This window comes from Terrabacter sp. FW104-15G4B (assembly GCF_058790095.1).
On record NZ_JBYTCI010000019.1, the window covers coordinates 52979 to 75418 of the forward strand.

Genomic DNA, 22440 nt, shown 5'->3' on the forward strand with positions numbered 1-22440 from the left:
GGTCCTCCAGTAATCGCCCCCGAGTCTCTCACCGGTGGCCCGAAACGTCCGCATCGGCCTTCCCGGCTACCATCGAGGGGGTACGACGCGAGCGACAGAGACGGGCTCGCGACGACGATCGACTGCCTCCGCTCGTTGTCTTCCGAGAAGACGATCGCAACCGACCCGGGAACATGACGCACCTGCCAGCTGAAGACCTGTCCGACCCACGACCCGGCTCCGCACCAGATGCGCAGCCAGACGAACGGCCCAGAGCGAAGCTGCTCGACCTCTCCCTGACCCAGCTGCTCGGCGGCTCGATGGCCGCTGCCACGGCGGCAGCGCTGGGCTCCCGCCTCGGGGTGGTGGGAACCATCACCGGCGCCGCGGTCCTGAGCATCATCTCCGCGATCGCTGCCAACGTCTACACGAACTCGATGGCTCGTGCTCGGGAAGCGGTGGTCGTGGTGCGCTCACGCCGTCTCGCCGACGGCAGCATCCAGGTCGCGACCGAGAGAGTCGCCCCGCCGAGGGACCCTGCGCGCCGTCCGGGCTGGTGGCAGCGGCCGGACCGGTCGACCACCCGGCGGCTGCTGCTGATGGCCGCTGCCGTCTTTGCCATCGCCGCGGCCGTCGTCACGGGACTGCAGCTCGCGACCGGCGCTCCGGTGACGGGCACCGACATCGGGCCGCGCACGACGGTTCGTAGTGTCCCGTCGCCCGGCGGCTCGTTCAGCGGGCCCGTCCCCAAGCACAGCGGCCCGGCTGAGTCGCCCAGCCCGACCACCACCACCACCACTCCGCCGACGCCCGGCACCGCCTCGGTCTCTGGCAGCGCGACGCAGCCCGGCAGTACGCAGCCCGGGACGACGCAGGACGGGCGGCTGGTCACGTCGCCCACGCCGTCAGCTCCGTCCGCTCCTGCGGAGGGCACGACGGCGCCCGGTGCCAGCGCGCCCGCTCCCTGAGGACCTGCCACGCCGCGCACACGCCCGCGTCAGGCGGACCGCACACGACCGGCGAACGCATACGACCGGCGACCGCATGCGACACCCGACGGCATACGACAGCCTGGAGCGGCGCGCGAAGCTCAGACGACGGTGAGGGTGACGGTGCCGGTCGCCACGTCGGCCGCGTCGACGCGAACGGTGACGGTGTCACCGGCCCGTGCCTTGCCGGTCGCCCTTGCCACGACGGCCAGGTCGATGAGCTGCACGACGATGCCCTTGTCGTTCTCGTCGACCACCACGCCCTGGAGGGTGCTGCCGAGATGTCGGTGCAGCTCGGCGGCCTCCACCGCGTCGGTGCACGCGCGCTCGACCCCGTTGGTCCGCCGGTCGGAGGTGGCCATGATCTCGGGAAGCGTGGGCAGCGCCTCGCGGACCCAGTCCGGCAGCTGCTGGCCGGAGGAGAGCGCCTCGCAGACGACGAGCCCGAAGCGGTCGACGAGCCGCCGCAGCGGCGCGGTGACGTGGGCGTAGGGGTTGGCCACCGCCGCGTGCAGCGGCTGTGGCGGCACCGTGCCGTCGAAAGGGGTGTAGCCGGCGCCGCGGAAGAGCGACGTCGCCTCGTGGATGAGGGCGAGGTGCCGCGGGTTGGTGCGCTCGAGCGTGCGCAGGAACTCGCCGTATGCGACGTCCTCGGCCCAGTGGACGCCTGCCGCGGCAGCCTGCCGCCGGAAGCGCGCCAGGTCACGTGGCTCCGGTGGCGGCATGGTGCGCAGGATTCCCACCTTGCCATCGAGCATGAGCTTCGCGGCGCCCATCCCGGTGAGCAGCGAGATCTGGGCGTTCCAGTCCTCCGCGGCGACGAGCGGGCGGAAGACGATGCGGAAGTCTCCGTGCTCGTCCTCCTCGACCTCCTGCTCCGGCATCGGGAGGGTCGCGCCCCCGCGCCGGCGCTCGAGCAGCACCCGCTTCTCCCCGACCTCCTTGAGGAGCATGAGGCACTCCTCGGCGGTGCCGGCGTCGACCTCCTTCTGCACCTGCTCGTAGTCGTAGCGCCGCGCGCTGCGCACCATGGCGCGGTAGACCTCGACCGCCGTCCCCTCACCGTCCCCAGCCAGCGTGATGTCCCACACGAAGGCGGGGCGGACCTGCTCGGGCAGCAGGCTGGCCGCGGACTCGCTGAGCTCGGGCGGGTGCAGCTGCACCCGTTCGTCGGGGCAGTAGACCGTCTGGCCGCGGCGACGAGCCTCCCCGTCGACCGCGCCACCGGCGCGGACGAAGGCGGGCACGTCGGCGATGGCGTAGCGCACGCGGTAGCCCTCCCCCCGTCGCTCGATCGACATGGCCTGGTCGAGGTCCATCGACGTCGGGGGGTCGATGGTGATGAACGGGACTGCTGTCTCATCGCGTTCGGGCAGGGTCGCGGCGCCCGCTGCTGCGGCCGCCTCGGCGATGGCCTCGTCCGGGAAGTGGTCCGGAACCTCGAACTCGCGACGCACCGCCTCGAAGCGGGCCGTGAGCTGTCGTGCCACGTCGCCGGGCTGCGTGGCAGGGCGGAAGACGATGTGTCGCGAAGGCATGGCGCCACCCTACGCACGGGCATGCGTCCGAAGGGTGGGCGCACGCGCCGTATCCGCCCGGCCACCCGCGCTGCGACACGCGGCGGGATGCGACAGGCGCGGCCCCTGTGCCTAGGCTGGCCCCCGTGCTCATCCTGCTCCCGCCGTCCGAGGGCAAGAACCAGCCTCGGCGGGGCCGCTCGGTCGACCTCGGGTCGCTCTCCTTCCCGGAGCTGACGCCGCTGCGCGAGGCCGTGCTGGAGACGGTGGCCCGGGTCAGCGGCGAGCCGGACGCCGCACGAGTACTGGACGTGAGCCCCAACCTGGTGGCCGACATCGAGCGCAACACGCGCCTGCGCACCGCGCCCACCGCGACGGCCTCGCAGGTCTACACCGGCGTGCTCTACCAGGCCCTCGACCTCGACTCGCTCGACGCCGCCTCCAAGCGGCGCGCCAACCGGTGGGTCGTCGTCGTGTCGGCCCTCTTCGGTGCCCTGCACCTCGGCGACCGCGTCCCGGCCTACCGCGTCAACATCTGCAGCACGCTGCCCGGCGTCGGCTACCTCTCGCACGAGTGGCGCACGCAGCTGCCGGCGGCCCTGGACGAGGCCGTCAAGCCGGGCGAGCTCCTCGTCGACTGCCGCTCGAGCACGTATGCCGCCGTGTGGCGTCCCACGGGCGAGCGCGCCGAGCGTTGGGTCCACGTGACAGTCCCCGGCGCCTCGCACATGGCCAAGCACACGCGCGGGCTCGTGACCCGTGAGCTCGTGCAGGGCGCGGCGCCGCGTACGCCGGAGGCGCTGGCAGAGCAGCTTTCGCAGCGGTTCGAGGTGGGTCTCACTCCCCCGCCACGGCCCGGGCGCCCGTGGCAGCTGGCCACGACGCCGAGGCGGTGACGTGCTCCTCGACCTCAGCCAGCTCGTGGAGCGCGTCGCGCCGATCCTCGTCTTCCTCGTCGCCATCACCCTCGTCGCCGAGATCTGCGACCTGGCGGGACTCTTCGACGTCCTGGCGCACCGCGCGGCCCGCGCCGCTAGGGGTCGGGTCCTCGCGCTCTGGCTGCTGATCGTCGCCCTCGCGGTCGTGTGCACCATCGTGCTCAGCCTCGACACGACCGCGGTCCTGCTGACCCCCGTCGCCATCGCCGTGGCAGGCCAGGTCGGTGCGCCCACACTCCCCTTCGCGATGACGACGCTGTGGCTGGCCAACACGGCCTCTCTCCTGCTGCCGGTCTCCAACCTGACCAACCTGCTGGCGCTGCACCCGTTCGCCGAGCTCGGGGTAGGGACCCTCGGCTACATCAGGCTGATGGCGGCGCCGGCCGCGGTGGCGATCCTCGCGACGGTCGCGGTGCTCTGGCTGCTGCACCGCCGAGACCTCGGTAGCACGTACGAGACGCCCCCGCCGGCGGAGCCGCACGACGAGGTGCTCATGCGGATCACCGGTGCGGTGTGCGCGCTGCTGGCGCCGGCCTTCGTTCTCGGCATCCAGCCGGCGCTGGCCTCCGTGCCGGCCGCGGGCATCCTCGTCGCGGCGACCTACTGGCGGGCCCCCGAGCTGCTGCGCCGGATCCGGATGCCGTGGCTCACCGTCCTCGCGATCTGTGTGCTGTTCCTCGTCATCAACGCGGCCCTGCGCCTGGGGCTCGAGGGGTGGCTGCGCACGGTCGTCGGGCACGGCACCACGACGGCCGACCTCCTGCGCGTCAGCGGCCTCGGCGCCATCGCCTCGAACGGCATCAACAACCTACCCGCCTACCTGGCTCTCGAGCCGACCGTGACCGACTCCCGTGCCCGGCTCGCCGCCCTCCTCATCGGGGTCAACGCCGGCCCCATCGTCACGATGTGGGGCTCGGTGGCGACGCTGCTCTGGGCCTCGCGCTGCCGCACCGCCGGCCTCACCATCGCCCCCGCACGCATCGCCGGCACCGGCGCGCTGTGCGCAGTCGCCGTCGTGGCGGCAGCGACCCTGACCCTCGCGGTGACCGCCTGACGTGGGGCGACGGCACACGCCCGTCCGGTGACGGCATACGCCCGTCCCGGCGCCAGTCGCACACCATCGGGCCAGCCACACGCCGCACACGGTGTGCAGCTGACCGCGACAGGCGCGGCCGCCTGGTTCAGCCCAGGCCGCGGCGCAGGTCGTCCATGACGTCGCGGACGTCCTCGAGCCCGACCGACACGCGCAGGACGCCGTCGGTGATGCCGACCGCCGCCCGCGCCTCGGGCGCCAGGCGGCGGTGCGTCGTCGTCGCGGGATGCGTGACGAGCGACTTGGAGTCACCGAGGTTGTTGGAGATGTCGATGACCTGCAGGGCGTTCATCAGCGCGAACGCCTCCTCCTTGCCGCCGTCGAGCTCGAACGTCACAACCGTCCCGCCCGCGACCATCTGCCGCTTGGCGAGCTCGTGCTGCGGGTGCGACTCCAGGAAGGGGTGCACGACGCGCGTGACCCGAGGGTGGCTCTCGAGGAAGCGCGCCACCTCTAGGGCACTGTCGGCCATCCGCTCGACACGCAGTGACATCGTCTCGAGTCCCTTGACGAGCACCCACGCGTTGAAGGGCGACATAGACGGTCCCGTGTGGCGCATGAGGTTCTGCACCGGCCCGTCGATGAACTCCCTCGGGCCGAGCACGGCGCCGCCCAGCGTGCGGCCCTGGCCGTCGATGTGCTTCGTCGCGGAGTAGACGACGATGTCGGCGCCGAAGTCGAGGGGCTTGGAGAACACCGGGGTGCCGAAGACGTTGTCGACGACGACCTTCGCGCCGGCGGCGTGCGCAAGCTCGGTGACCGCGGCGATGTCGACGAGCTCCTGCATCGGGTTGCTCGGGGTCTCGAAGAAGACGGCGGTCGTCGGCTCGGAGAGCGCCTCACGCCACTGGTCGAGGTCGGCGCCGTCGACGAAGACGGTCTCGACGCCCCAGCGCGGGAGGATCTCGTCGAGGATGACAAAGCACGAGCCGAAGAGCGCGCGCGACGAGACGACGCGGTCGCCTTGCCCCAGCAACGCGGCCAGCGCCACGAACACGGCGGACATGCCGGTCCCCGTGGCGTAGCAGCCCTCCGCGCCCTCGATCTGGCGCAGGCGCTCCTCGAACATCGCGACCGTCGGGTTGCCGTAGCGGGAGTAGACGAATCGGTCGACCTCACCCTTGAAGGCCGCCTCGGCGTCCTCCGCGGTCTCGTAGACGAAGCCCGAGGTCAGGTAGAGCGCCTCCGACGTCTCGTCGAAACCGCTGCGGGACAAGCCTCCTCGCACCGCCACGGTGTCGGGCCGCCACCGCTTGTTCGCGTCGCTCATCCCTGCACCCACGGCAGGCCCGCGACCTTCCACCCGGCGACGGTGCGGTGGCGCTGCACGTCGTGCGGCCCCTCGAATCCGTGGACGATGTTGTGCGCACGGGCCCAGCCGGCGCGGGTGGCGGCCTCTGCCGCCGACACGGACCGCACGCCGGAGCGGCAGAGGAAGTAGACCGACGCGTCCTTGTCCACGCCGGCCGCGTGCAGCTCGTGCGTGAAGCGCTCGTTGACGCGCCCGTCGGGGAAGGTCTGCCACTCGACGAGGACGACGTCCTTGCCGATCTGGTCGAGGTCGGGCAGTCCCACGTAGGACCACTCCGCCCTCGTGCGCACGTCGACGAGCACCGCTGACGGCTCGTCACGCAGGGCCGTCCAGGCCTGCTCGGGGGTCACGTCACCGGCATAGCTCATGGCCCGAATATCGCACAGCGTCCGTCAGGCGAGATGGTCCGTCCGATTGGTGAAAGCCACCGACGCCGAGCCGTCCTCCCACACCTCGACGGCGCTCAGGCTCCCGGGTGCGGTGGCGAGCGCCCAGAACCTCTCGACCGGGGTGCCGAGCAGGTCCCCGAGCACGGACAGCACGCCCCGACGACTCGTGACGGCGACGACGGTGCCGCCCTCCCCGAGGAGCGAGTGGTATGCCGTCAGCACCCTCGCGTCGCCCCCCTCGCCGGCTGCCTGGCCGGCCCAGTCGCCCGACGTGGCCGGCTCGACCTCGAGGGCAGCGGCGAGCTCGGTGGCAACCCGAGCCGCCAGGTCGTCGTCGGAGCCGACGATGCTGGTGCCGGGTCCGACGAGCCGCCGCACTGCAGCGACGATGCGCGGGGTGGCGGCAGCATCGAGCGGGGCCTGGACGAGGAGCAGCCGCAGCGGCCGTCCGGGAACCTGCAGCGGCTCCTCTTCCGGGGATCCTTGCGCCGCAAGGGAATGGAGCATGGAGTCGGCGCCGTCGTCGCCCGCGGTGCCCCCGGTGAGCATCCGGTGGACGCTCTTGCCGTCCATGGCGTCGTTGCTGAGCGCGTCGGCGTCCTTGTTCTTCTCACGTGGGATCCACTCGAAGTCGACGCTGCCGCCGGCGTCCGAGATCTCCGCGCACAGGTCGCGTGCCTCGAGGGCCAGACGGCGCATGTCCTCGTGCTTGATCTTCCAGCGGCCCGACATCTGCTCGACGACGAGCTTGGAGTCCATCTTGACCCGGACGGTGGCGCCGGGGTCGAGGTCGAGGACGGCGCGCAGCCCGGCGAGCAGGCCAGAGTACTCCGCGACGTTGTTGCTGGCCCTGCCGAGCGGCTCCGCGAGCTCGACGAGGACGCGCCCGGTCGCGGGGTCACGCACCAGGGCGCCGTAGCCAGCGACTCCGGGATTGCCCCGTGATCCCCCATCGGCCTCGACGACGAGCCGGCGGCCCGAGGCTCGGGACGCGGGCGTCACCGACGGCTCACAGACCGGACTCGCCCGTGCGGATCATGATGCGACGGCACTCCTCACAGCGCACCACCTCGTCCTCCGGCGCCGTGCGGATCCTGTCGAGGTCGACGTTCCCGAGCTCGAGCCGGCACCCGCCGCAACGGCGGTGACGCATCTCGGCGGCGGCCAGTCCGCCGCTGCTCGCACGGATCTTCTCGTAGAGCGCGACGAGGTCCTCGCCGACGCCGGCCACGATGTCAGCCCGGCCCGAGCCGACCTTCACGGCCTCGGCGTCCAGGGTCGACAGCGCGGACTCGCGCTCCGCCTCGAGCGCCTCGAGTCGTGCCACGAGCTCCACCCGGCGTGCCTCCAGCTCGGTGACCCGGGCAGTCAGTGTCTCGGCGCGCTCCATGACCTCCAGCTCGAGCTCCTCGAGCTCGGACTGGCGCCGGGCGAGCGAGGCCAGCTCGTGCTGCAGCGCCTGCAGGTCCTTGGCGCTGCCCTGCCCGGCGTCGAGACGCGACTGGTTGCGGGCCGCGCGGTCACGCACCAGCTGGACGTCCTGGTCCGCCTTGGTCAGCTCGCGCTGGACGTCGCCGGCAGCAGTGCGGGCGTTGACGATCTGCGTCTCGAGGGCACCCAGCTCGGTCCGGGCCGCCTCCACGGCAGGCGTCTGCGGGAGCGTCGCCTTGGCGTGCCTGATCTGGTCGAGGCGGGTGTCGATCGCCTGCAGGTCGAGCAGGCGCCACTGGCGGGACGGGTCGGCTTTCAGGACACACCTCCGGTTTCGGGAGCCACGCGGTCGGCCCGCGCGGCGTTCGCACCGACGACGAACGTCCACGGCTCGGTGCGGATGGCTGAGACTCTGGTGTCGACCCTAGTCGCTCCCGGCAGGCGCTCCAGCGCCGACAGCAGTCGCCCCCGGGCGCTCTGGAGCCACAGCGACTCCGTGGCCCAGTGCCCCGCATCGACGAGGTAGGGCGGACCGCCCCGCGCCTCCTCGCGAGCCTCCAGGACGGGGTGGTGGCGCAGGTCGGCGGTGACGTAGACGTCGGCCCCGCTCGCGCGCACGTCACCGAGCCGGTCGTCACCCGAGCCGCCCATGACGGCGACGCTCGACACGATCGCCTCCGGGTCACCGCTGACGCGGATCCCGCCGGCCGTGTCGGGCAGGGCGACGGCCACGACCTCGGCGAACTCCGCGAGGGTCATCGGGGAGCCGAGCACACCGACGCGCCCGATCGGCTGGGGTCCCTCGTTCGACAGCGGATGCTGGTCCGCCAGGCCCAGGGCATCGGCGAGGACCGTCGAGACGCCGGGGTCGGCGACGTCGGCGTTGGTGTGACCGACCCACAGCGCGACCCCCGCACGCACCAGAGCCGTGACCGACGCACCCTTGGCGGACGTCGTCGCGACGGAGTGGACTCCCCGCAGCAGCAGGGGGTGGTGGGTGACGAGCAGGTCCGCGCCCCACCTGCGGGCCTCTTCGATCACGGCCAGCGTCGGGTCGAGCGCGAAGAGGACCCGGCGCACGGGCTGGTCGAGGTCACCCGAGACGAGGCCGACACGGTCCCACTCGGCCGCGGTCTGCAGGGGGTAGAGGGACTCGAGGGCCGCGACGACGTCACGCAGCTCGAGGTGCGAGTCGGTCACCTTCCTGACCTGCGCTGAGACTGCGGAACCAGCACTACCTGGGGAAGCCTGACCATGAACCCACCGTACCGACACCACCGCTGCGCGCCCGCGGCGCAGCGCCCGACCGGTCAGCGTGGCGCGTCGGCCGAGGTGGAGCAGCTCACCGCCCGGCCACCGGCCGGCCGACGACCATGGAGTCCAGGAGCTCTCGAGGGAAGGTCTCCGCGGTCTGCACGTCGAGCTGGGCACCGAGCCCGTCCAGAACCGCGGTGAAGAAGCATCGAGCGGATGCAGCGAAGACGACGTCGGCGATCTCGTCGTCGGTGAGTCCGGCCGTTCGCAGTCGGTCCACGTCCTGCACGTCTACCGACGCGGCGTCGGCCGCCACCTTGGCGGCGAACTCGTACACCGCCTGGTCCTGGGGGTCGAGCGCGGCTCCGTCGGGCTGCGCGGTGATGGACTGCATCGTGGCTTCGTCGCCGCAGACATCGCGCAAGAACTTCGAGTGTGCCGCGGTGCAGTACGTGGATCTCAAGGCCCTGGCGGCGGCGATGGTGGCGATCTCGAAGCGACGCCGGTCCATGCCGTCTCGGATGGTCGTGTTGAGCGCGTTCCAGGCCCGTGCGACGTCGGGGCGGCTGGAGAAGGCTCCGGCGTAGTTGGGCAGGAATCCCCACGCGGCGCGTTGACCCCGGTAGTACTCGGCGAGGTCGCCTTGGGCCTCGTCCTCGCTCACGGGTGTGATGAACACCTGCCCAGTGTGGCCCTCAGGCTGTCCACTGAGAAGGGCCACGGCGCCTTGGAGCTGCCCATGGTGGGCTGCCGGGTCGGCGGCCGCTCCTCAGCCGACCTTCGTGAGCAGCCGGGCCGAGAGCCACTGCTGGACGAGGACGCGATCGGCTTCGATGACGTAGGCCACGAGCGCGAACCATGACCCATCACGCTGCTGCCACTCGAGGACGATGCCGGGGTGTGGGCCCGGGGCGTCCGGCCCACCACGGACCCAGCAGTGCCGACGACTCGGCGGCACCGGCGGGACAGGGTGTTGGTGCCCCCGTCCTGATCCGCCAGCCATGACACCAGTGTGGCGCATCATCGAACGTCTGTTCGACTGCCTCCGTCCCTGCGCCGGCCGGCGAAGCCGGCTGGGCAGCTGACCGGTTTGCCTGTTGCCTCCATCGGGAGCCGGGAGGACTCTGAGAGACGCGGCGGTGCCGCGAGGGCGCCGCCCCGACCCGGAGGAGATGGGCCGTGTACGCACGATCCACGACTGTTCTCGGCAAGCCCACGATGATCGACGCCGGCATCCAGCACGTGCGTGACGTGGTGATGCCGCAGGTCAGAGATATGGCCGGTTGCGTCGGCATCTCCCTGCTCGCCGACCGCTCCAGCGGTCGCTGCATCGTGACCACGGCGTGGGAGTCGGAGGAGGCCCTTCGCGAATCGGCCGACACCGTCACGCCGATCCGCGCCCGCGCCGCCGAGCAGCTCGGCGGCGACGTGACGGTCGATGAGTGGGCGGTCGCCTACCTGCACCGCGACCACCGCGCCACCGACGGCGCCTGCGCCCGCGTCACGTGGGCCGAGGCCGACCCGGCGGCGATCGACCGCATCGTCGAGATCTTCAAGACGAGCCTCATGCCTCGTATCGAGAAGCTGGACGGCTTCTGCAGCGCCAGCCTGCTCATCGACCGGTCGAGAGGACGGAGCTGCGTGACCGCGACCTACGACTCGACCGAGTCGATGGCCCAGGGGGCCGACACAGCCATGGGCCTGCGGGCCGACATGGTGCAGGAGACCGGTATGCGCATCGTCGACGTTGCCGAGTTCGAGCTCGTCCTGGCCCACCTCGACGTGCCCGAGCTCGTCTGAGCCGAACGGTCGGCCGTCGGTCCGCGCCCGGCCCGGCGTGCCTCACCACGCCAGCCCCTGACCTGCGCCTTGCATGGGTGGGTGCCTTGCATGGGTGGGCGCCTTGCATGGGTGGGCCCGGCCGGGCTCGAACCGACGACACCCGCGGTGTAAACGCGGTGCTCTACCAACTGAGCTACAGGCCCTGACGTGCCGCCCGGCAGTCACCGGCAGGCGGCGGTCAGCCTACGGCATCGCGCGAGCCCGCGCGGAGGCTCGCCAGCGCCTCCCGGTATGCCGCGAAGTCACGACCGTGACCGATGTCGCGGACCTCAATCCACACGATGCGACCGGACCGGTCGATGAGGAAGGTGCCCCGGAGCGCGAAGCCGTCCTCGCCGTCGAGCACCCCGTAGCGCCGGGCGACCTGGCCGTGTGGCCAGAAATCCGAGAGGAGCGGGAAGAAGTGGCCCTCGGCGTCGGCCCACGCGCGCAGCGTGTACATCGAGTCGCACGAGATCGCAAAGACCTGGATGTCGCCGTCCTGGAAGTCCTCGAGTCCGTCACGGATCTCGCGCAGCTCGCCGCGGCAGATGCCCGAGAAGGCGGCCGGGTAGAAGACGACGACGGCGTTCTTGAGGCCGCGCACAGCCGACAGGCTGATGTCGACGCCGTACTGGTCGACCAGCGTGAAGTCCGGAGCCGGGTCGCCAACGCGCAGGGGCGCACACGCGGGAGCCGTCGAAGCGGCGGGACCAGCCGGAGCCGAGGTCTCGCCCAGGTGCGCGTTCGTCATGGCCGCAAGTGTGGCACCACCGCCCGAGTGCTCGCTGACCCTGGACAGCGCCCCGGGTCGGAAGCCGTCAGCGGCGAGGGCCCTTCGGCGGCATCAGGCGGGTCGCAGCCCAGTCGGCCGCGATGTTGACCTGCCCGCCGGTGGTCAGGCCCGCCGTCGACGCCGCCTCCTCGACCTCGCTAGCGTCCACGTGTCCGGGACGTCCGGACTTGGGCGTCAGCAGCACGATGAAGCCCTGGTCGAACAGCTTGGTCAACCCGTCGACCAGCAGGTCCACGAGGTCGTCATCGCCGTCCCGGTACCAGATCAGCACCCCGTCCGCGCCGTCGTTGAAGTCCTCGTCCTCGAGCTCGGTCCCGAGGACGTCCTCGAGCCCGAACCGCAGGTCGTCGTCGACGTCGTCGTCGTAGCCGAACTCCTGGACGACCTGCCCCTTGGTAAATCCGAGCTTGCTGAAAGACGCCGCGCCCGCGGTCTCGCTCACTGTCACCGGTCCCCTCGGTTCTTGGCGCTTCGTGTCGTGGCCCGGGTGCCACGACATCAGTGCACTGGCTCCGACGCTATCGCGCAAGCCCGGTCCGGGGGCGGACACCGGCCACGCCGCGCCCGAGGGAGCACACGGCATACCACCCGGTGGGACGGCAGCGACGGAAACGGCCCATCCCGCCCGGACCCGAGTGTGACCACCCCCACCCTTTGGTAGAGGATGGGTTGGTGCAGCGCCGTGGCCGACCGGCCGCGGGCGCCGCCTCGCGACGAGAAAGGACCCACGACGTGGCATCCGAGGCCGGACCGATCCTCAACGGCATCCCCAGTCAGCTCCCGGACATCGACCCGGACGAGACGCAGGAGTGGATCGACTCCCTCGACGCCGTCCTCGACGAGAAGGGCCGGACGCGTGCGCGCTACATCATGCTCAAGCTCATCGAGCGCGCGCGTCAGCAGCAGGTCGGTGTCCCGTCCCTGACGGCGACCGACTACATCAACACGATCCCGCCGGAGCGCGAGCCGTGGTTCCCCGGCGACGAGGACGTCGAGCGCGAGATGCGCCGCTACATCCGCTGGAACGCCGCGATCATGGTGCACCGGGCTCAGCGCCCCGGCATCGGCGTCGGCGGCCACATCTCGACGTACGCCTCGGCCGCGACGCTCTACGAGGTGGGCATGAACCACTTCTTCCGCGGCAAGGACCACCCCGGCGGCGGCGACCAGGTCTACTTCCAGGGCCACGCCTCCCCCGGCATGTACGCCCGCAGCTTCCTCGAGGGCCACCTCACGGAGGCGCAGCTCGACGGGTTCCGCCAGGAGAAGAGCCACCTGGTCGACGGCACGCTCGAGGCCCTCCCGTCCTACCCGCACCCGCGGCTGCTTCCCAACTACTGGGAGTTCCCGACGGTGTCGATGGGGATCGGCCCGATGAACGCGATCTACCAGGCGCAGTTCAACAAGTACCTCCACAACCGCGGCATCAAGGACACCAGCCAGCAGGACGTGTGGGCCTTCCTCGGCGACGGCGAGATGGACGAGCCCGAGTCGCGCGGCCTGCTGCAGCTCGCGGCCAACGAGGAGCTCGACAACCTCAACTTCGTCATCAACTGCAACCTGCAGCGGCTCGACGGCCCGGTGCGCGGCAACGGCAAGATCATCCAGGAGCTCGAGGCCTTCTTCCGCGGCGCCGGCTGGAACGTCATCAAGGTCGTGTGGGGGCGCGGGTGGGACCCGCTGCTCGCGGCCGATCGCGACGGCGCGCTCGTGCACCTCATGAACTCCACGAGTGACGGTGACTACCAGACCTTCCGCGCCAACGACGGCAAGTACGTCCGCGACCACTTCTTCGGCCGCGACCCGCGCACCGCCAAGATGGTCGAGGACTGGACCGACGAGCAGGTCTGGTGGGACCTCAAGCGTGGTGGCCACGACTACCGCAAGGTGTACGCGGCATACCAGGCCGCCCGCCAGCACACCGGTCAGCCGACCGTCATCCTCGCCAAGACGATCAAGGGCTACGGCCTCGGCTCGCACTTCGCCGGCCGCAACGCCACGCACCAGATGAAGAAGATGACGCTGGACGACCTCAAGGCCTTCCGCGACAGCCTGCGCATCCCGATCACCGACGAGCAGCTCGAGGCCAACCCGTACCAGCCGCCCTACTACCACCCGGGCGCCGACAGCGAGGTCATCAGGTACTCCATCGACCGTCGCCAGAAGCTCGGTGGCACGCTGCCGAGCCGCAAGGTCGACTTCGAGCCGGTCAAGCTGCCCGGTGACGAGGCGTACGCCCAGGTCAAGAAGGGCTCGGGCAAGCAGGAGGTCGCCACGACGATGGCCTTCGTGCGCCTGCTCAAGGACCTGCTGCGCGACAAGGAGTTCGGCCCGCGCATCGTGCCGATCATCCCCGACGAGGCGCGCACCTTCGGCATGGACGCGTTCTTCCCGACGATCAAGATCTACAACCCGAACGGGCAGAACTACACGCCGGTCGACGCCGAGCTGATGCTTGCCTACCGCGAGAACGTCAGCGGCCAGATCCTGCACCTCGGCATCAACGAGGCCGGCTCGGTCGCGGCGTTCACCGCGGCCGGCACCTCCTACGCCACCCATGGCAAGCCGATGGTGCCGGTCTACGTCTTCTACTCGATGTTCGGCTTCCAGCGCACGGGCGACTCGATCTGGGCGGCAGCCGACCAGATGACCCGCGGCTTCCTGATCGGCGCGACGGCCGGTCGCACGACGCTGACCGGCGAGGGCCTGCAGCACGCCGACGGGCACAGCCCGCTCCTCGCGTCCACCAACCCGGCGGTCGTGCACTACGACCCGGCGTACGCGTACGAGATCGCGCACATCATGCAGGACGGCCTCAACCGGATGTACGGCGAGGGCCGGACCCCCGAGGAGTCCAACCTCATCTACTACCTCACCGTCTACAACGAGCCGATCCAGCAGCCGAAGGAGCCCGAGAACGTCGACGTCGAGGGCATCCTGCGGGGCATGCACCGCATCTCGGTGGCCGACACCGAGGGCTGGACGCACGAGCCGGCGCGGGCGCAGATCCTCGGCTCCGGCGTCGGCGTGCCGTGGGCGCTCGAGGCGCAGCAGCTGCTCGCCGACGACTGGGGCGTGGCCGCCGACGTGTGGTCGGTGACCTCGTGGAACGAGCTGCGACGCGACGGTCTCGCCGCCGACGAGCAGGAGTTCCTCTCCCCCGAAGCCGAGAAGCGCGTGCCGTGGGTCACCCAGTGCCTCCAGGGCACGCAGGGGCCGGTCGTGGCCGTGTCGGACTACATGCGGGCGGTCCAGGACCAGATCCGCGAGTGGGTACCGGGCACCTACGCCACGCTGGGCGCCGACGGCTTCGGCTTCTCCGACACCCGTCCGGCGGCGCGGCGCTTCTTCCACATCGACGGCCCCTCGGTCGCGGTGCGGACGCTCCAGCTGCTCGCCAAGGAGGGCAAGGTCGACGCCGACCTCCCGCGACGCGCGGCCGAGAAGTATCAGCTCGACGACGTCACCGCCGGCACGTCCGGCAACGCGGGCGGCGAGAGCTGACGTATGCCGTGTGGCCCGGTCCCCAGGTGGGGGGCGGGGCCACACGCGTACTCGTCACGCGGCGCAGACGCCGTGCGCTTGACGTCACCCCGGCCTGATGCGTCGACGGTGCGTGACGCCAAGCGCACGGGGTGCGGTCAAGCGACGGTCGCCAGGGCCGAGCGGATCCGTGCCAGGACGACCTGGGGCCGGCTCAGGTCGGCCCAGACGATGCGCACCACGAGCCAGCCGGCCCGGCGCAACGCGTCCTCCCGCTGCTTCTCCGCGAACAAGGTCCCGCCCGCGCCGGTGTACTTCACGGCGCCGTCGAACTCGACGAGGACCCGCGTGCCCCGAAGGCGGAAGTCGGGTCGGTAGAGGCGCCCCTCCACGACCAGCTGCACCTGCGGCTCGAGCTCGAACCCGAGAGAGCGCAGCAGGTGAGCGGTGCGGGTCTCGCCCGGAGACTCGTGCCTGCCTTCGACCCACGGCATCGCTGACCGGACCGGCCCGATGCCGGTGTGGCCCCTGAACAGCCCTGACACCTCGGCGAGCTCCTCGGGCGTCGTCGCGCTCGAGCGCACCGCAGCGTGGGCCGGCACAAGGAACGCCTCCGCGCCACCGAGCAGGCCGGCCTGGACCAGGGCCACGGCGAGCGGCAGCACCTGCATGCGGGCGGGGGCGAACGTCGCAGCCGATGGCGTGAGGCGCAGACCGGCGAGCGGCTCATGCACCACCACGCCCGGGCGGCGGACTGTCGCATTGCACCGACTCACGGCGCCGCACTGGACGTCGGCACGCAGCGGGTCCACGAAGGAGGTCAGGTGCACGGTGAGGAGGTCGGCGGCATACGTCGGCAAGCCGGCGAGCAGGAGGCGGGAGTGGTGGCTGACGGCAGCGCGTGCGGCGTACTGGCGACCGAGCGCGCGTGCCGTGAGCACGTGGAGCCGTTCCGCCGGGATGGCGCCTCCGTCGTTGACGGCGAACCAGCCGCGGGTGAGCCGCAGGCAGCGCCCCTGCCGGACGAGGCGACGGAGGGCGTTGGAGTCGAGGCCCACCTGTGCGGCGTCGGCGGTCGAGAAGACGCCGTCCCGGGCGATCTGGCGCAGGTCCATGGCGACCACCGTGGCAACCCGCGTCCTGCTGCGCGGCACCCCGTCGCAGACTGTGGAGGACGCCGCCCCCGACCGCGGGGGGTGTGGACGGGCGTGTGCCGTGCACTTGCGACGACGCCACGCGGCTGGGTCAGCATGGAAAGACGCGAAGCGCACGGCATACCCCCTCGGAACCGATTGGATAGGTATGCGCTGCTATGCATATACTTACATCCATGTCCAAGGTCCTGACCTCGCTCCCCGTCGGTGAACGTGTCGGCATCGCCTTCTCCGGCGGCCTCGACACCTCGGTCGCAGTCGCCTGGATGCGCGAGAAGGGCGCCGTGCCGTGCACCTACACGGCCGACCTCGGGCAGTACGACGAGCCCGACATCGACTCCGTTCCGGGCCGCGCCGGCCAGTACGGCGCCGAGATCAGCCGCCTCGTCGACTGCCGGACGGCGCTCGTCGAGGAGGGCCTGTCGGCCATCGCGTGCGGCGCCTTCCACATCCGCAGCGGCGGCAAGACGTACTTCAACACGACGCCGCTCGGTCGCGTCGTCACCGGCACGCTGCTCGTGCGCGCCATGCAGGACGACGGCGTCTCGATCTGGGGCGACGGATCAACCTTCAAGGGCAACGACATCGAGCGCTTCTACCGCTACGGCCTGATGGCCAACCCGAGCCTGCGGATCTACAAACCGTGGCTCGACGCCGACTTCGTCACCGAGCTCGGCGGTCGGCACGAGATGTCGCAGTGGCTGACCGCCCGCGACCTGCCCTACCGCGCGTCCGCGGAGAAGGCGTACTCGACGGACGCGAACATCTGGGGCGCGACGCACGAGGCCAAGACCCTCGAGTTCCTCAGTGAGTCCATGGAGGTCGTCGAGCCGATCATGGGCGTCAAGTTCTGGGACCCGTCCGTCGGGATCGAGACGGAGGACGTCACGGTGCGCTGGGAGCGTGGCCGCCCCGTCGCGATCAACGGCAAGGAATATGCCGACGCTGTCGCCCTCGTCGACGAGGCCAACCGGATCGGTGGCCGCCACGGCCTCGGCATGAGCGACCAGATCGAGAACCGCATCATCGAGGCCAAGTCTCGCGGCATCTACGAGGCGCCGGCCATGGCGCTCCTCCACCTCACCTACGAGCGGCTCCTGAACGCGATCCACAACGAGGACACGATCGCCAACTACCACGCCGAGGGCCGCAAGCTGGGCCGCCTTCTCTACGAAGGCCGCTGGCTCGACCCGCAGTCGCTCATGGTGCGCGAGTCGCTGCAGCGCTGGGTCGCCTCGGCCGTCTCCGGCGAGGTCACCATCCGCCTGCGTCGCGGCGACGACTGGTCGATCGTCGACACGACCGGCCCCGCCTTCAGCTACCACCCCGAGAAGCTGTCCATGGAGCGCACCGAGGACGCCGCCTTCGGCCCGGTCGACCGCATCGGACAGCTGACGATGCGCAACCTCGACATCGCCGACTCCCGCGCCAAGCTCGAGCTGTATGCCGCCCAGGGCCTCCTCGGTCCCGACGCGCACGAGCTGGTCGGCGAGCTCACGCCCGGCGGCGCGGCCGCGATCTCAGCCAACCCGGCGGCCGTGGACGTCGACGAGCAGGACGACGCGCTCGACCGGGCAGCCATGGAGTTCGGCACCGACTGAGGGCCCGTCGCGGAGTGTCCTCGCTAGGGTGGCCGGCCATGGACTCCACCAGCGGTCTCACCGGGCGCGACCTCGTCGCCACCCAGTATGCCGACACGACCAACCTGCGTACGCGCCGCGACGTGTGGGGCCCTGGCCCGGAGGGCGTCTCACCCGTCGACGTGCTGCGCCACCAGGTCGTGTCGTCGGCTGCCCGACGCGTGATCGAGACCGGTTGCGGCACAGGACCCTTCGCCCGTTCTGTGCTCGACCGGGCGCCCGGACTGCACTACGTCGCGACCGACCTCTCCCCTGCCATGGTCCATGCCACCCGTCACCTCGGGGTGGCGGCCGAGGTCGCGTCGGCCGACGCCCTGCCCTTCGCCGACGGCTCCTTCGACGGAGCAGTCGCAGCCTGGATGCTCTACCACGTGCCCGACCTCGACGAGGCGCTTCGAGAGCTGCGGCGGGTCCTTCGTGACGGTGGCACCCTGCACGTCACCACGAACGGCCGAGAGCACCTCGGCGGGCTGCTGCGCGAGGCGGGCGGCGACCCGCTGGCCACCCAGTTAATGTCCGAGAACGCCGCCGAGATCCTCGGCCGGCACTTCCGCCATGTCACCCAGCGCGACATCGAGACGCGTGCGACGTTTGCCGACCACGACGCCGCGTGCGCCTACCTCGCCACCTTCTCAGCCGCCCTCGCGCAGTCCCTCCCCTACTTCGAGGGCCCGCGCACGTATGCCGGCCACACCGCTGTCCTCTCGGCCCACTGACACCCCCCGCCCGGCTCGCCAGCTCGTGCGTCGTCGAAACGATTTGTGAACCGCATACAAAGTCAGGCGCCGCCTCCGCCTAGGGTGGCAGCGTGAGCGGACGGCGGCAGCACCCGAGCGAGGCGACCTCACGCGCCGTCGAGCGCAGCGCGGGCGAGCTGGCCACCCTTGCGTCGCAGCGGATGGAGGAGCACCTGCGGTGGTACCGCGACCTCTCCGCCGAGGAGCGCTCACAGGTAGGGCTCGTGGCTCAGGCCGGCATCTCTCAGTTCATCGCGTGGTTCCACCAGGAGGAGAGCCACCCGCCATCCCCAATGTCGATCTTCGCGAACGCGCCGCAGGAGCTGACCCGTTCAGTGAGCCTGCGCCACACCCTCGACCTCGTGCGCACCGTCGTCGACGTCGTCGAGTCGCGGGTCGAGAGCCTGGCCGCCGCCGGGGACGAGCAGCTGCTGCGGGAGTCGGTGCTTCGCTTCTCCCGCGAGATCGCCTTCGCTGCGGCCGAGGTCTACGCCGGGGCTGCAGAGGCTCGCGGCGCGTGGGACGCCCGGCTCGAGGCGCTCGTCGTCGACGCCGTGCTGCGTGGTGAGGCCGACGAGTCGATGCAGTCGCGGGCCAGCGCCCTGGGGTGGGGCGAGGTCGCCGACGTCACCTTCGTCGTCGGCACCACGCTTGCAGTGGCGGGCGGCGCAGTCCCAGCCGTCGACGACCTGCGCCGGTCGGTGCGGCAGCACGGGGTCGAGGCGCTCGCCATCGTGCAGCGCTCGCGGCTGATCGCGATCCTCGGGGGCACGCGTGACGCAGCCGGCGTCGTCGAGGCGGTCGCCGACTGTTTCGGGCCCGGACCGATCGTGTTGGGTCCCACCGTGCCGCACCTGTTCGCAGCGGGTCGTTCGGCGCGAGCCGCCCTGAGCGGCCTGTCGGCCGCGGCGGCGTGGCCCGGCGCGCCACGGGTGATCGAGTCGGACGCGCTGCTGCCCGAGCGAGCGGTGGCGGGCGACCTGCCCGCGAGGCGCATCCTGGTGGACCGGGTGCACCGCCCCTTGGGCGCAGCCAGCCATGCGCCGCTGCTCGCAACCGCCACGTCCTACCTCGAGAGCGGTGGCTCGCTCGAGGCCACCGCGCGGGCGCTCTTCGTGCACCCCAACACCGTGCGTTACCGCCTCGGACGCATCGCCGACGTGACGGGCTACGACCTCACGACCCCTCGCGAGGCGTGGACGGTGCGGATCGCCCTGGCACTCGGCCGGCTCGCCGCACCACCGGCCGCGGCGCCGAGATCGCGCGCGCCCGTGTCGCTGGCTTTGGAGGAAACCTCCAAGCTATCCCGGCCGACTTCGTGACATTCGGTGGCGAGGTCCGGGACGGTAACCGGGAAGGGTGGAGTGCGTGCTAGCGATCGTGTGCCCCGGACAGGGCTCCCAGACCCCCGGCTTCCTCACTCCGTGGCTCGAGCTGGACGGGGTGCGCGAGCAGCTGACCGCCCTCGGGAAGGCGGCCGGCCATGATCTCGTCGCGCACGGCACCGAGTCCGATGCCGAGACGATCAAGGACACTGCAGTCGCGCAGCCGCTCATCGTCGCGGCCGGCCTGGTGACCGCCTCGGCCCTCTTTCCCGAGCGTTCGCTGCTCTCGGCGACCCACGCGGTGCTCGCCGGGCACTCCGTCGGCGAGCTCACGGCCACGGCCCTTGCGGGCGTGCTCACCGACGAGGAGGCGATCTCCCTCGTCGCGACCCGCGGTCGAGCCATGGCTCAGGCCAGCGCCGTCACGCCGACCGGCATGGCCGCCGTCCTGGGCGGCGACCCTGGTGAGGTGCTGGCAGCGCTGGAGGCGCACGGGCTCACCGCCGCCAACGTCAACGGCGCCGGTCAGGTCGTCGCAGCCGGCACCCTCGAGCAGGTCGAGGCGCTCCGTGGCGAGGCCCCGGCCAAGGCCCGGGTCATCCCGCTCCAGGTGGCCGGCGCGTTCCACACCCACCACATGGCTCCGGCCGTCGAGGCCCTCGCTGCGGCTGCCGGCAACGTGGCCCCGTCCTCGCCCGCCACCCGCCTGCTCTCCAACGCCGACGGGGCCAGCGTGTCCGACGGGCCGGACGCCCTCGACCGGCTCGTGCGCCAGGTGAGCAACCCGGTGCGCTGGGACCGCTGCATGGAGACGATGCTCTCGCTCGGTGTCACCGGCCTGCTGGAGCTCGCACCCGCCGGCACCCTCGTGGGCCTCGCGAAGCGCGCCATGCCCGGCGTCGAGACCCTTGCGGTGAAGACGCCCGACGACCTCGAGGCGGCCCGCGCCCTCATCCAGACGCACTCGCGCACCTCGTGACCTCATGACTGGCGCCGCGACCCCGACAGGGGGCACGCTCGTGGTGCGGACCGCACCGGACGGGGAACCCGTCGTCCGTGGACCGCACCAGCGCCGCACGACCCACCTGACCCCTCACCCCCGAGAAGGCCTCACGTGACATCCTCCAGCACCGTGCCGACGCCCAAGGGCACCGGCACCCTCGTCGACCACGGCGGCTCGCGCCACTCGCGCATCATCGGCGTCGGGGCCTACCGCCCCGCCCGCGTCGTCATGAACTCCGAGATCGTCGACAAGATCGACTCCAGCGACGAGTGGATCCGCGAGCGGTCGGGCATCATCAGCCGCCACTTCGCAGCGGACGACGAGAGCGTCATCGACATGGCGGAGGCGGCGTCGCGGCAGGCGATGGAGCACGCCGGCATCTCGCCGGAGCAGATCGGCTTCGTCCTCGTCGCCACGGTCACCCACCCGTACCAGACGCCCGCAGCTGCACCCGAGCTCGCGTCCCGTCTCGGCTCGACGGCCCCGGCCATCGACATCTCGGCCGCGTGCGCGGGCTACTGCTACGGCGTCGCGATGGCCAGCGACATGGTCAAGGGCGGGTCGGCCGACTACGTCCTCGTCGTCGGCGTCGAGAAGCTCAGCGACTTCACCGACCCCTATGACCGCGGCAGCGCCTTCATCTTCGGCGACGGCGCCGGGGCCTGCATCGTCGGGCCGAGTGACACTCCCGGCATCGGCCCGACCGTGTGGGGCTCCGACGGCACCCAGCGCGACGCCATCACGCAGAAGCAGGCCTGGACCGACGTGCGCGAGTCCTGGCAGTCCGCGCAAGCCGACAAGAACGTCTGGCCCGCCATCGGCATGGCCGGGCAGACCGTGTTCCGCTGGGCCGTCTGGGGCATGGCCCCCGTCGCGCAGCAGGCCATCGACAAGGCCGGTATCAAGGCCGACGACCTCGACGCCTTCATCCCGCACCAGGCGAACATCCGCATCATCGACGCGATGGTCAAGCAGCTCAAGCTGCCGGCCGACATTCCGGTCGCCCGCGACATCGTCACCACCGCCAACACCTCGGCCGCCTCGATCCCGATCGCGACGACGCGGATGCTGGCGGAGAAGGAGATCCCGAGCGGCGGGCTCGCGCTGCAGATCGGCTTCGGCGCCGGCCTCGTGTATGCCGCGCAGGTCGTCGTGCTGCCCTGAGCCCTCACGCACGGGGAGCCACCACCACACTCCCGCCGGTCCCGACGGGTCATTCGGGCCACGGAACGACATCCGCCACGCACACCACAACACAAGGAGCAGACAGATGGCTCAGTCCGAGCAGGAGATCCTCGAGGGTCTTGCCGAGATCGTCAACGAGGAGACCGGCCTCGACACCGCGTCCGTCGAGATGGACAAGTCCTTCACCGAGGACCTCGACATCGACTCCCTGTCGATGATGACCATCGTCGTCAACGCCGAAGAGAAGTTCGGCGTGCGCATTCCCGACAGTGAGGTCAAGAACCTCAAGACCGTCCGCGACGCCGTCACGTACATCAACGGCGCGCGGGTAGACGCGGCGCGGGCCCTTCTCGCGCAGGTTGTCCCACTGGTCGAGCAGGGTCCACACTCCACC

General features: G+C 71.3%; 21 protein-coding genes, 1 tRNA gene and 1 pseudogene. 11 read left to right on the forward strand and 12 right to left on the reverse strand.

The window, feature by feature from the left end:
• Positions 1-173 precede the first annotated feature (173 nt).
• Entirely contained in the window at positions 174-947 is a 774-nt protein-coding gene (locus AC3WRT_RS14725) for a hypothetical protein (protein ID WP_492723130.1), read from the forward strand.
• A 122-nt stretch (positions 948-1069) separates the two neighbouring features.
• Here the strand turns inward: AC3WRT_RS14725 and AC3WRT_RS14730 are convergent, their stop codons facing one another.
• On the reverse strand, positions 1070-2506 hold the full coding sequence (locus AC3WRT_RS14730) for an RNB domain-containing ribonuclease (RefSeq protein WP_492723132.1): 1437 nt from the start codon (positions 2504-2506) through the stop codon (positions 1070-1072).
• Positions 2507-2631: 125 nt separating this feature from the next.
• Here AC3WRT_RS14730 and AC3WRT_RS14735 point away from each other — a divergent pair, with 125 nt between their 5' ends.
• Together AC3WRT_RS14735 and AC3WRT_RS14740 are read left to right on the forward strand one after the other, a co-directional pair.
• A complete protein-coding gene (locus tag AC3WRT_RS14735) occupies positions 2632-3381 on the forward strand; it encodes a YaaA family protein (protein WP_492723134.1) in 750 nt (249 codons plus the stop codon).
• A gap of 1 nt (position 3382) precedes the next feature.
• Positions 3383-4477, forward strand: coding sequence for an SLC13 family permease (locus AC3WRT_RS14740; protein ID WP_492723136.1), 1095 nt, complete (start codon positions 3383-3385; stop codon positions 4475-4477).
• Positions 4478-4604: 127 nt separating this feature from the next.
• Here the strand turns inward: AC3WRT_RS14740 and AC3WRT_RS14745 are convergent, their stop codons facing one another.
• The 7 genes from AC3WRT_RS14745 to AC3WRT_RS14775 all read right to left on the reverse strand — a co-directional run bounded on the left by AC3WRT_RS14745 (position 4605) and on the right by AC3WRT_RS14775 (position 9905).
• Positions 4605-5786 carry an O-succinylhomoserine sulfhydrylase gene (locus tag AC3WRT_RS14745; RefSeq protein WP_492723138.1) on the reverse strand — a complete coding sequence of 394 codons (1182 nt, stop codon included), beginning with the start codon at positions 5784-5786 and terminating at the stop codon, positions 4605-4607.
• A complete protein-coding gene (locus AC3WRT_RS14750) occupies positions 5783-6196 on the reverse strand; it encodes a rhodanese-like domain-containing protein (RefSeq protein ID WP_492723140.1) in 414 nt (137 codons plus the stop codon). Before AC3WRT_RS14750 ends, AC3WRT_RS14745 begins: the two co-directional genes overlap by 4 nt.
• Positions 6197-6220: 24 nt before the next feature.
• The gene (locus tag AC3WRT_RS14755) at positions 6221-7219 is read right to left on the reverse strand and encodes a reverse transcriptase-like protein (protein ID WP_492723142.1); all 999 of its coding nucleotides are present in this window, start codon (positions 7217-7219) and stop codon (positions 6221-6223) included.
• Between the two features lie 7 nt (positions 7220-7226).
• A complete protein-coding gene (locus AC3WRT_RS14760) occupies positions 7227-8036 on the reverse strand; it encodes a zinc ribbon domain-containing protein (RefSeq protein WP_492723144.1) in 810 nt (269 codons plus the stop codon).
• Positions 7964-8848: a Nif3-like dinuclear metal center hexameric protein gene (locus tag AC3WRT_RS14765; protein ID WP_492723146.1), complete on the reverse strand. Its 885-nt coding sequence runs from the start codon at positions 8846-8848 to the stop codon at positions 7964-7966. Before AC3WRT_RS14765 ends, AC3WRT_RS14760 begins: the two co-directional genes overlap by 73 nt.
• A 142-nt stretch (positions 8849-8990) precedes the next feature.
• Entirely contained in the window at positions 8991-9581 is a 591-nt protein-coding gene (locus AC3WRT_RS14770; RefSeq protein WP_492723148.1) for a carboxymuconolactone decarboxylase family protein, read from the reverse strand.
• 90 nt (positions 9582-9671) lie between these two features.
• Complete coding sequence (locus tag AC3WRT_RS14775; RefSeq protein ID WP_492723150.1) at positions 9672-9905, reverse strand: hypothetical protein; 234 nt, start codon at positions 9903-9905, stop codon at positions 9672-9674.
• Between the two features lie 176 nt (positions 9906-10081).
• On the opposite strand from AC3WRT_RS14775, the gene AC3WRT_RS14780 reads away from it, so the two are divergent.
• Positions 10082-10702, forward strand: coding sequence for an antibiotic biosynthesis monooxygenase (locus AC3WRT_RS14780; protein ID WP_492723152.1), 621 nt, complete (start codon positions 10082-10084; stop codon positions 10700-10702).
• Positions 10703-10814: 112 nt separating this feature from the next.
• Here the strand turns inward: AC3WRT_RS14780 and AC3WRT_RS14785 are convergent.
• The 3 genes from AC3WRT_RS14785 to AC3WRT_RS14795 all read right to left on the reverse strand — a co-directional run bounded on the left by AC3WRT_RS14785 (position 10815) and on the right by AC3WRT_RS14795 (position 11961).
• Positions 10815-10887: transfer RNA gene (locus AC3WRT_RS14785), tRNA-Val, on the reverse strand.
• 35 nt (positions 10888-10922) lie between these two features.
• Positions 10923-11477: a peroxiredoxin gene (locus AC3WRT_RS14790; protein ID WP_492723154.1), complete on the reverse strand. Its 555-nt coding sequence runs from the start codon at positions 11475-11477 to the stop codon at positions 10923-10925.
• A gap of 67 nt (positions 11478-11544) precedes the next feature.
• Positions 11545-11961, reverse strand: coding sequence for a DUF3052 domain-containing protein (locus AC3WRT_RS14795; RefSeq protein WP_492723156.1), 417 nt, complete (start codon positions 11959-11961; stop codon positions 11545-11547).
• A 290-nt stretch (positions 11962-12251) separates the two neighbouring features.
• On the opposite strand from AC3WRT_RS14795, the gene aceE reads away from it, so the two are divergent.
• Positions 12252-15023: a pyruvate dehydrogenase (acetyl-transferring), homodimeric type gene (aceE, locus tag AC3WRT_RS14800; protein ID WP_492723158.1), complete on the forward strand. Its 2772-nt coding sequence runs from the start codon at positions 12252-12254 to the stop codon at positions 15021-15023.
• 137 nt (positions 15024-15160) lie between these two features.
• On the opposite strand, the gene AC3WRT_RS14805 is transcribed toward aceE, so the two are convergent.
• A complete protein-coding gene (locus AC3WRT_RS14805; protein WP_492723160.1) occupies positions 15161-16117 on the reverse strand; it encodes a type IV toxin-antitoxin system AbiEi family antitoxin domain-containing protein in 957 nt (318 codons plus the stop codon).
• 215 nt (positions 16118-16332) lie between these two features.
• Between AC3WRT_RS14805 and argG the strand changes: the two genes are divergently transcribed.
• From argG to AC3WRT_RS14835, 6 genes and pseudogenes are all read left to right on the forward strand, one after another.
• The gene (gene argG, locus AC3WRT_RS14810; RefSeq protein WP_492723163.1) at positions 16333-17757 is read left to right on the forward strand and encodes an argininosuccinate synthase; all 1425 of its coding nucleotides are present in this window, start codon (positions 16333-16335) and stop codon (positions 17755-17757) included.
• Positions 17758-17795: 38 nt separating this feature from the next.
• Positions 17796-18512: a class I SAM-dependent methyltransferase gene (locus AC3WRT_RS14815; RefSeq protein WP_492723165.1), complete on the forward strand. Its 717-nt coding sequence runs from the start codon at positions 17796-17798 to the stop codon at positions 18510-18512.
• 92 nt (positions 18513-18604) lie between these two features.
• Positions 18605-19855 (forward strand): PucR family transcriptional regulator, encoded by a 1251-nt coding sequence (locus tag AC3WRT_RS14820; protein WP_492723167.1) that lies wholly within the window; start codon positions 18605-18607, stop codon positions 19853-19855.
• 46 nt (positions 19856-19901) lie between these two features.
• A complete protein-coding gene (locus AC3WRT_RS14825; RefSeq protein ID WP_492723169.1) occupies positions 19902-20837 on the forward strand; it encodes an ACP S-malonyltransferase in 936 nt (311 codons plus the stop codon).
• A 135-nt stretch (positions 20838-20972) separates the two neighbouring features.
• Positions 20973-22025, forward strand: coding sequence for a beta-ketoacyl-ACP synthase III (locus AC3WRT_RS14830; RefSeq protein WP_492723171.1), 1053 nt, complete (start codon positions 20973-20975; stop codon positions 22023-22025).
• A gap of 106 nt (positions 22026-22131) precedes the next feature.
• Positions 22132-22374 (forward strand): annotated as a pseudogene (locus tag AC3WRT_RS14835) (acyl carrier protein); the annotation flags it as partial.
• Between the last annotated feature and the right edge of the window lie 66 nt (positions 22375-22440).

Excerpts from the sequence above, each read along its gene's own strand:
- AC3WRT_RS14725 (WP_492723130.1), top strand. The coding sequence starts at position 174 with ATGACGCACCTGCCAGCTGAAGACCTGTCCGACCCACGACCCGGCTCC.
- AC3WRT_RS14730 (WP_492723132.1), bottom strand. The coding sequence starts at position 2,506 with ATGCCTTCGCGACACATCGTCTTCCGCCCTGCCACGCAGCCCGGCGAC.
- AC3WRT_RS14745 (WP_492723138.1), bottom strand. The coding sequence starts at position 5,786 with ATGAGCGACGCGAACAAGCGGTGGCGGCCCGACACCGTGGCGGTGCGA.
- AC3WRT_RS14750 (WP_492723140.1), bottom strand. The coding sequence starts at position 6,196 with ATGAGCTATGCCGGTGACGTGACCCCCGAGCAGGCCTGGACGGCCCTG.
- AC3WRT_RS14775 (WP_492723150.1), bottom strand. The coding sequence starts at position 9,905 with ATGGCTGGCGGATCAGGACGGGGGCACCAACACCCTGTCCCGCCGGTG.
- AC3WRT_RS14790 (WP_492723154.1), bottom strand. The coding sequence starts at position 11,477 with ATGACGAACGCGCACCTGGGCGAGACCTCGGCTCCGGCTGGTCCCGCC.
- AC3WRT_RS14805 (WP_492723160.1), bottom strand. The coding sequence starts at position 16,117 with ATGGACCTGCGCCAGATCGCCCGGGACGGCGTCTTCTCGACCGCCGAC.
- argG (WP_492723163.1), top strand. The coding sequence starts at position 16,333 with ATGTCCAAGGTCCTGACCTCGCTCCCCGTCGGTGAACGTGTCGGCATC.
- AC3WRT_RS14815 (WP_492723165.1), top strand. The coding sequence starts at position 17,796 with ATGGACTCCACCAGCGGTCTCACCGGGCGCGACCTCGTCGCCACCCAG.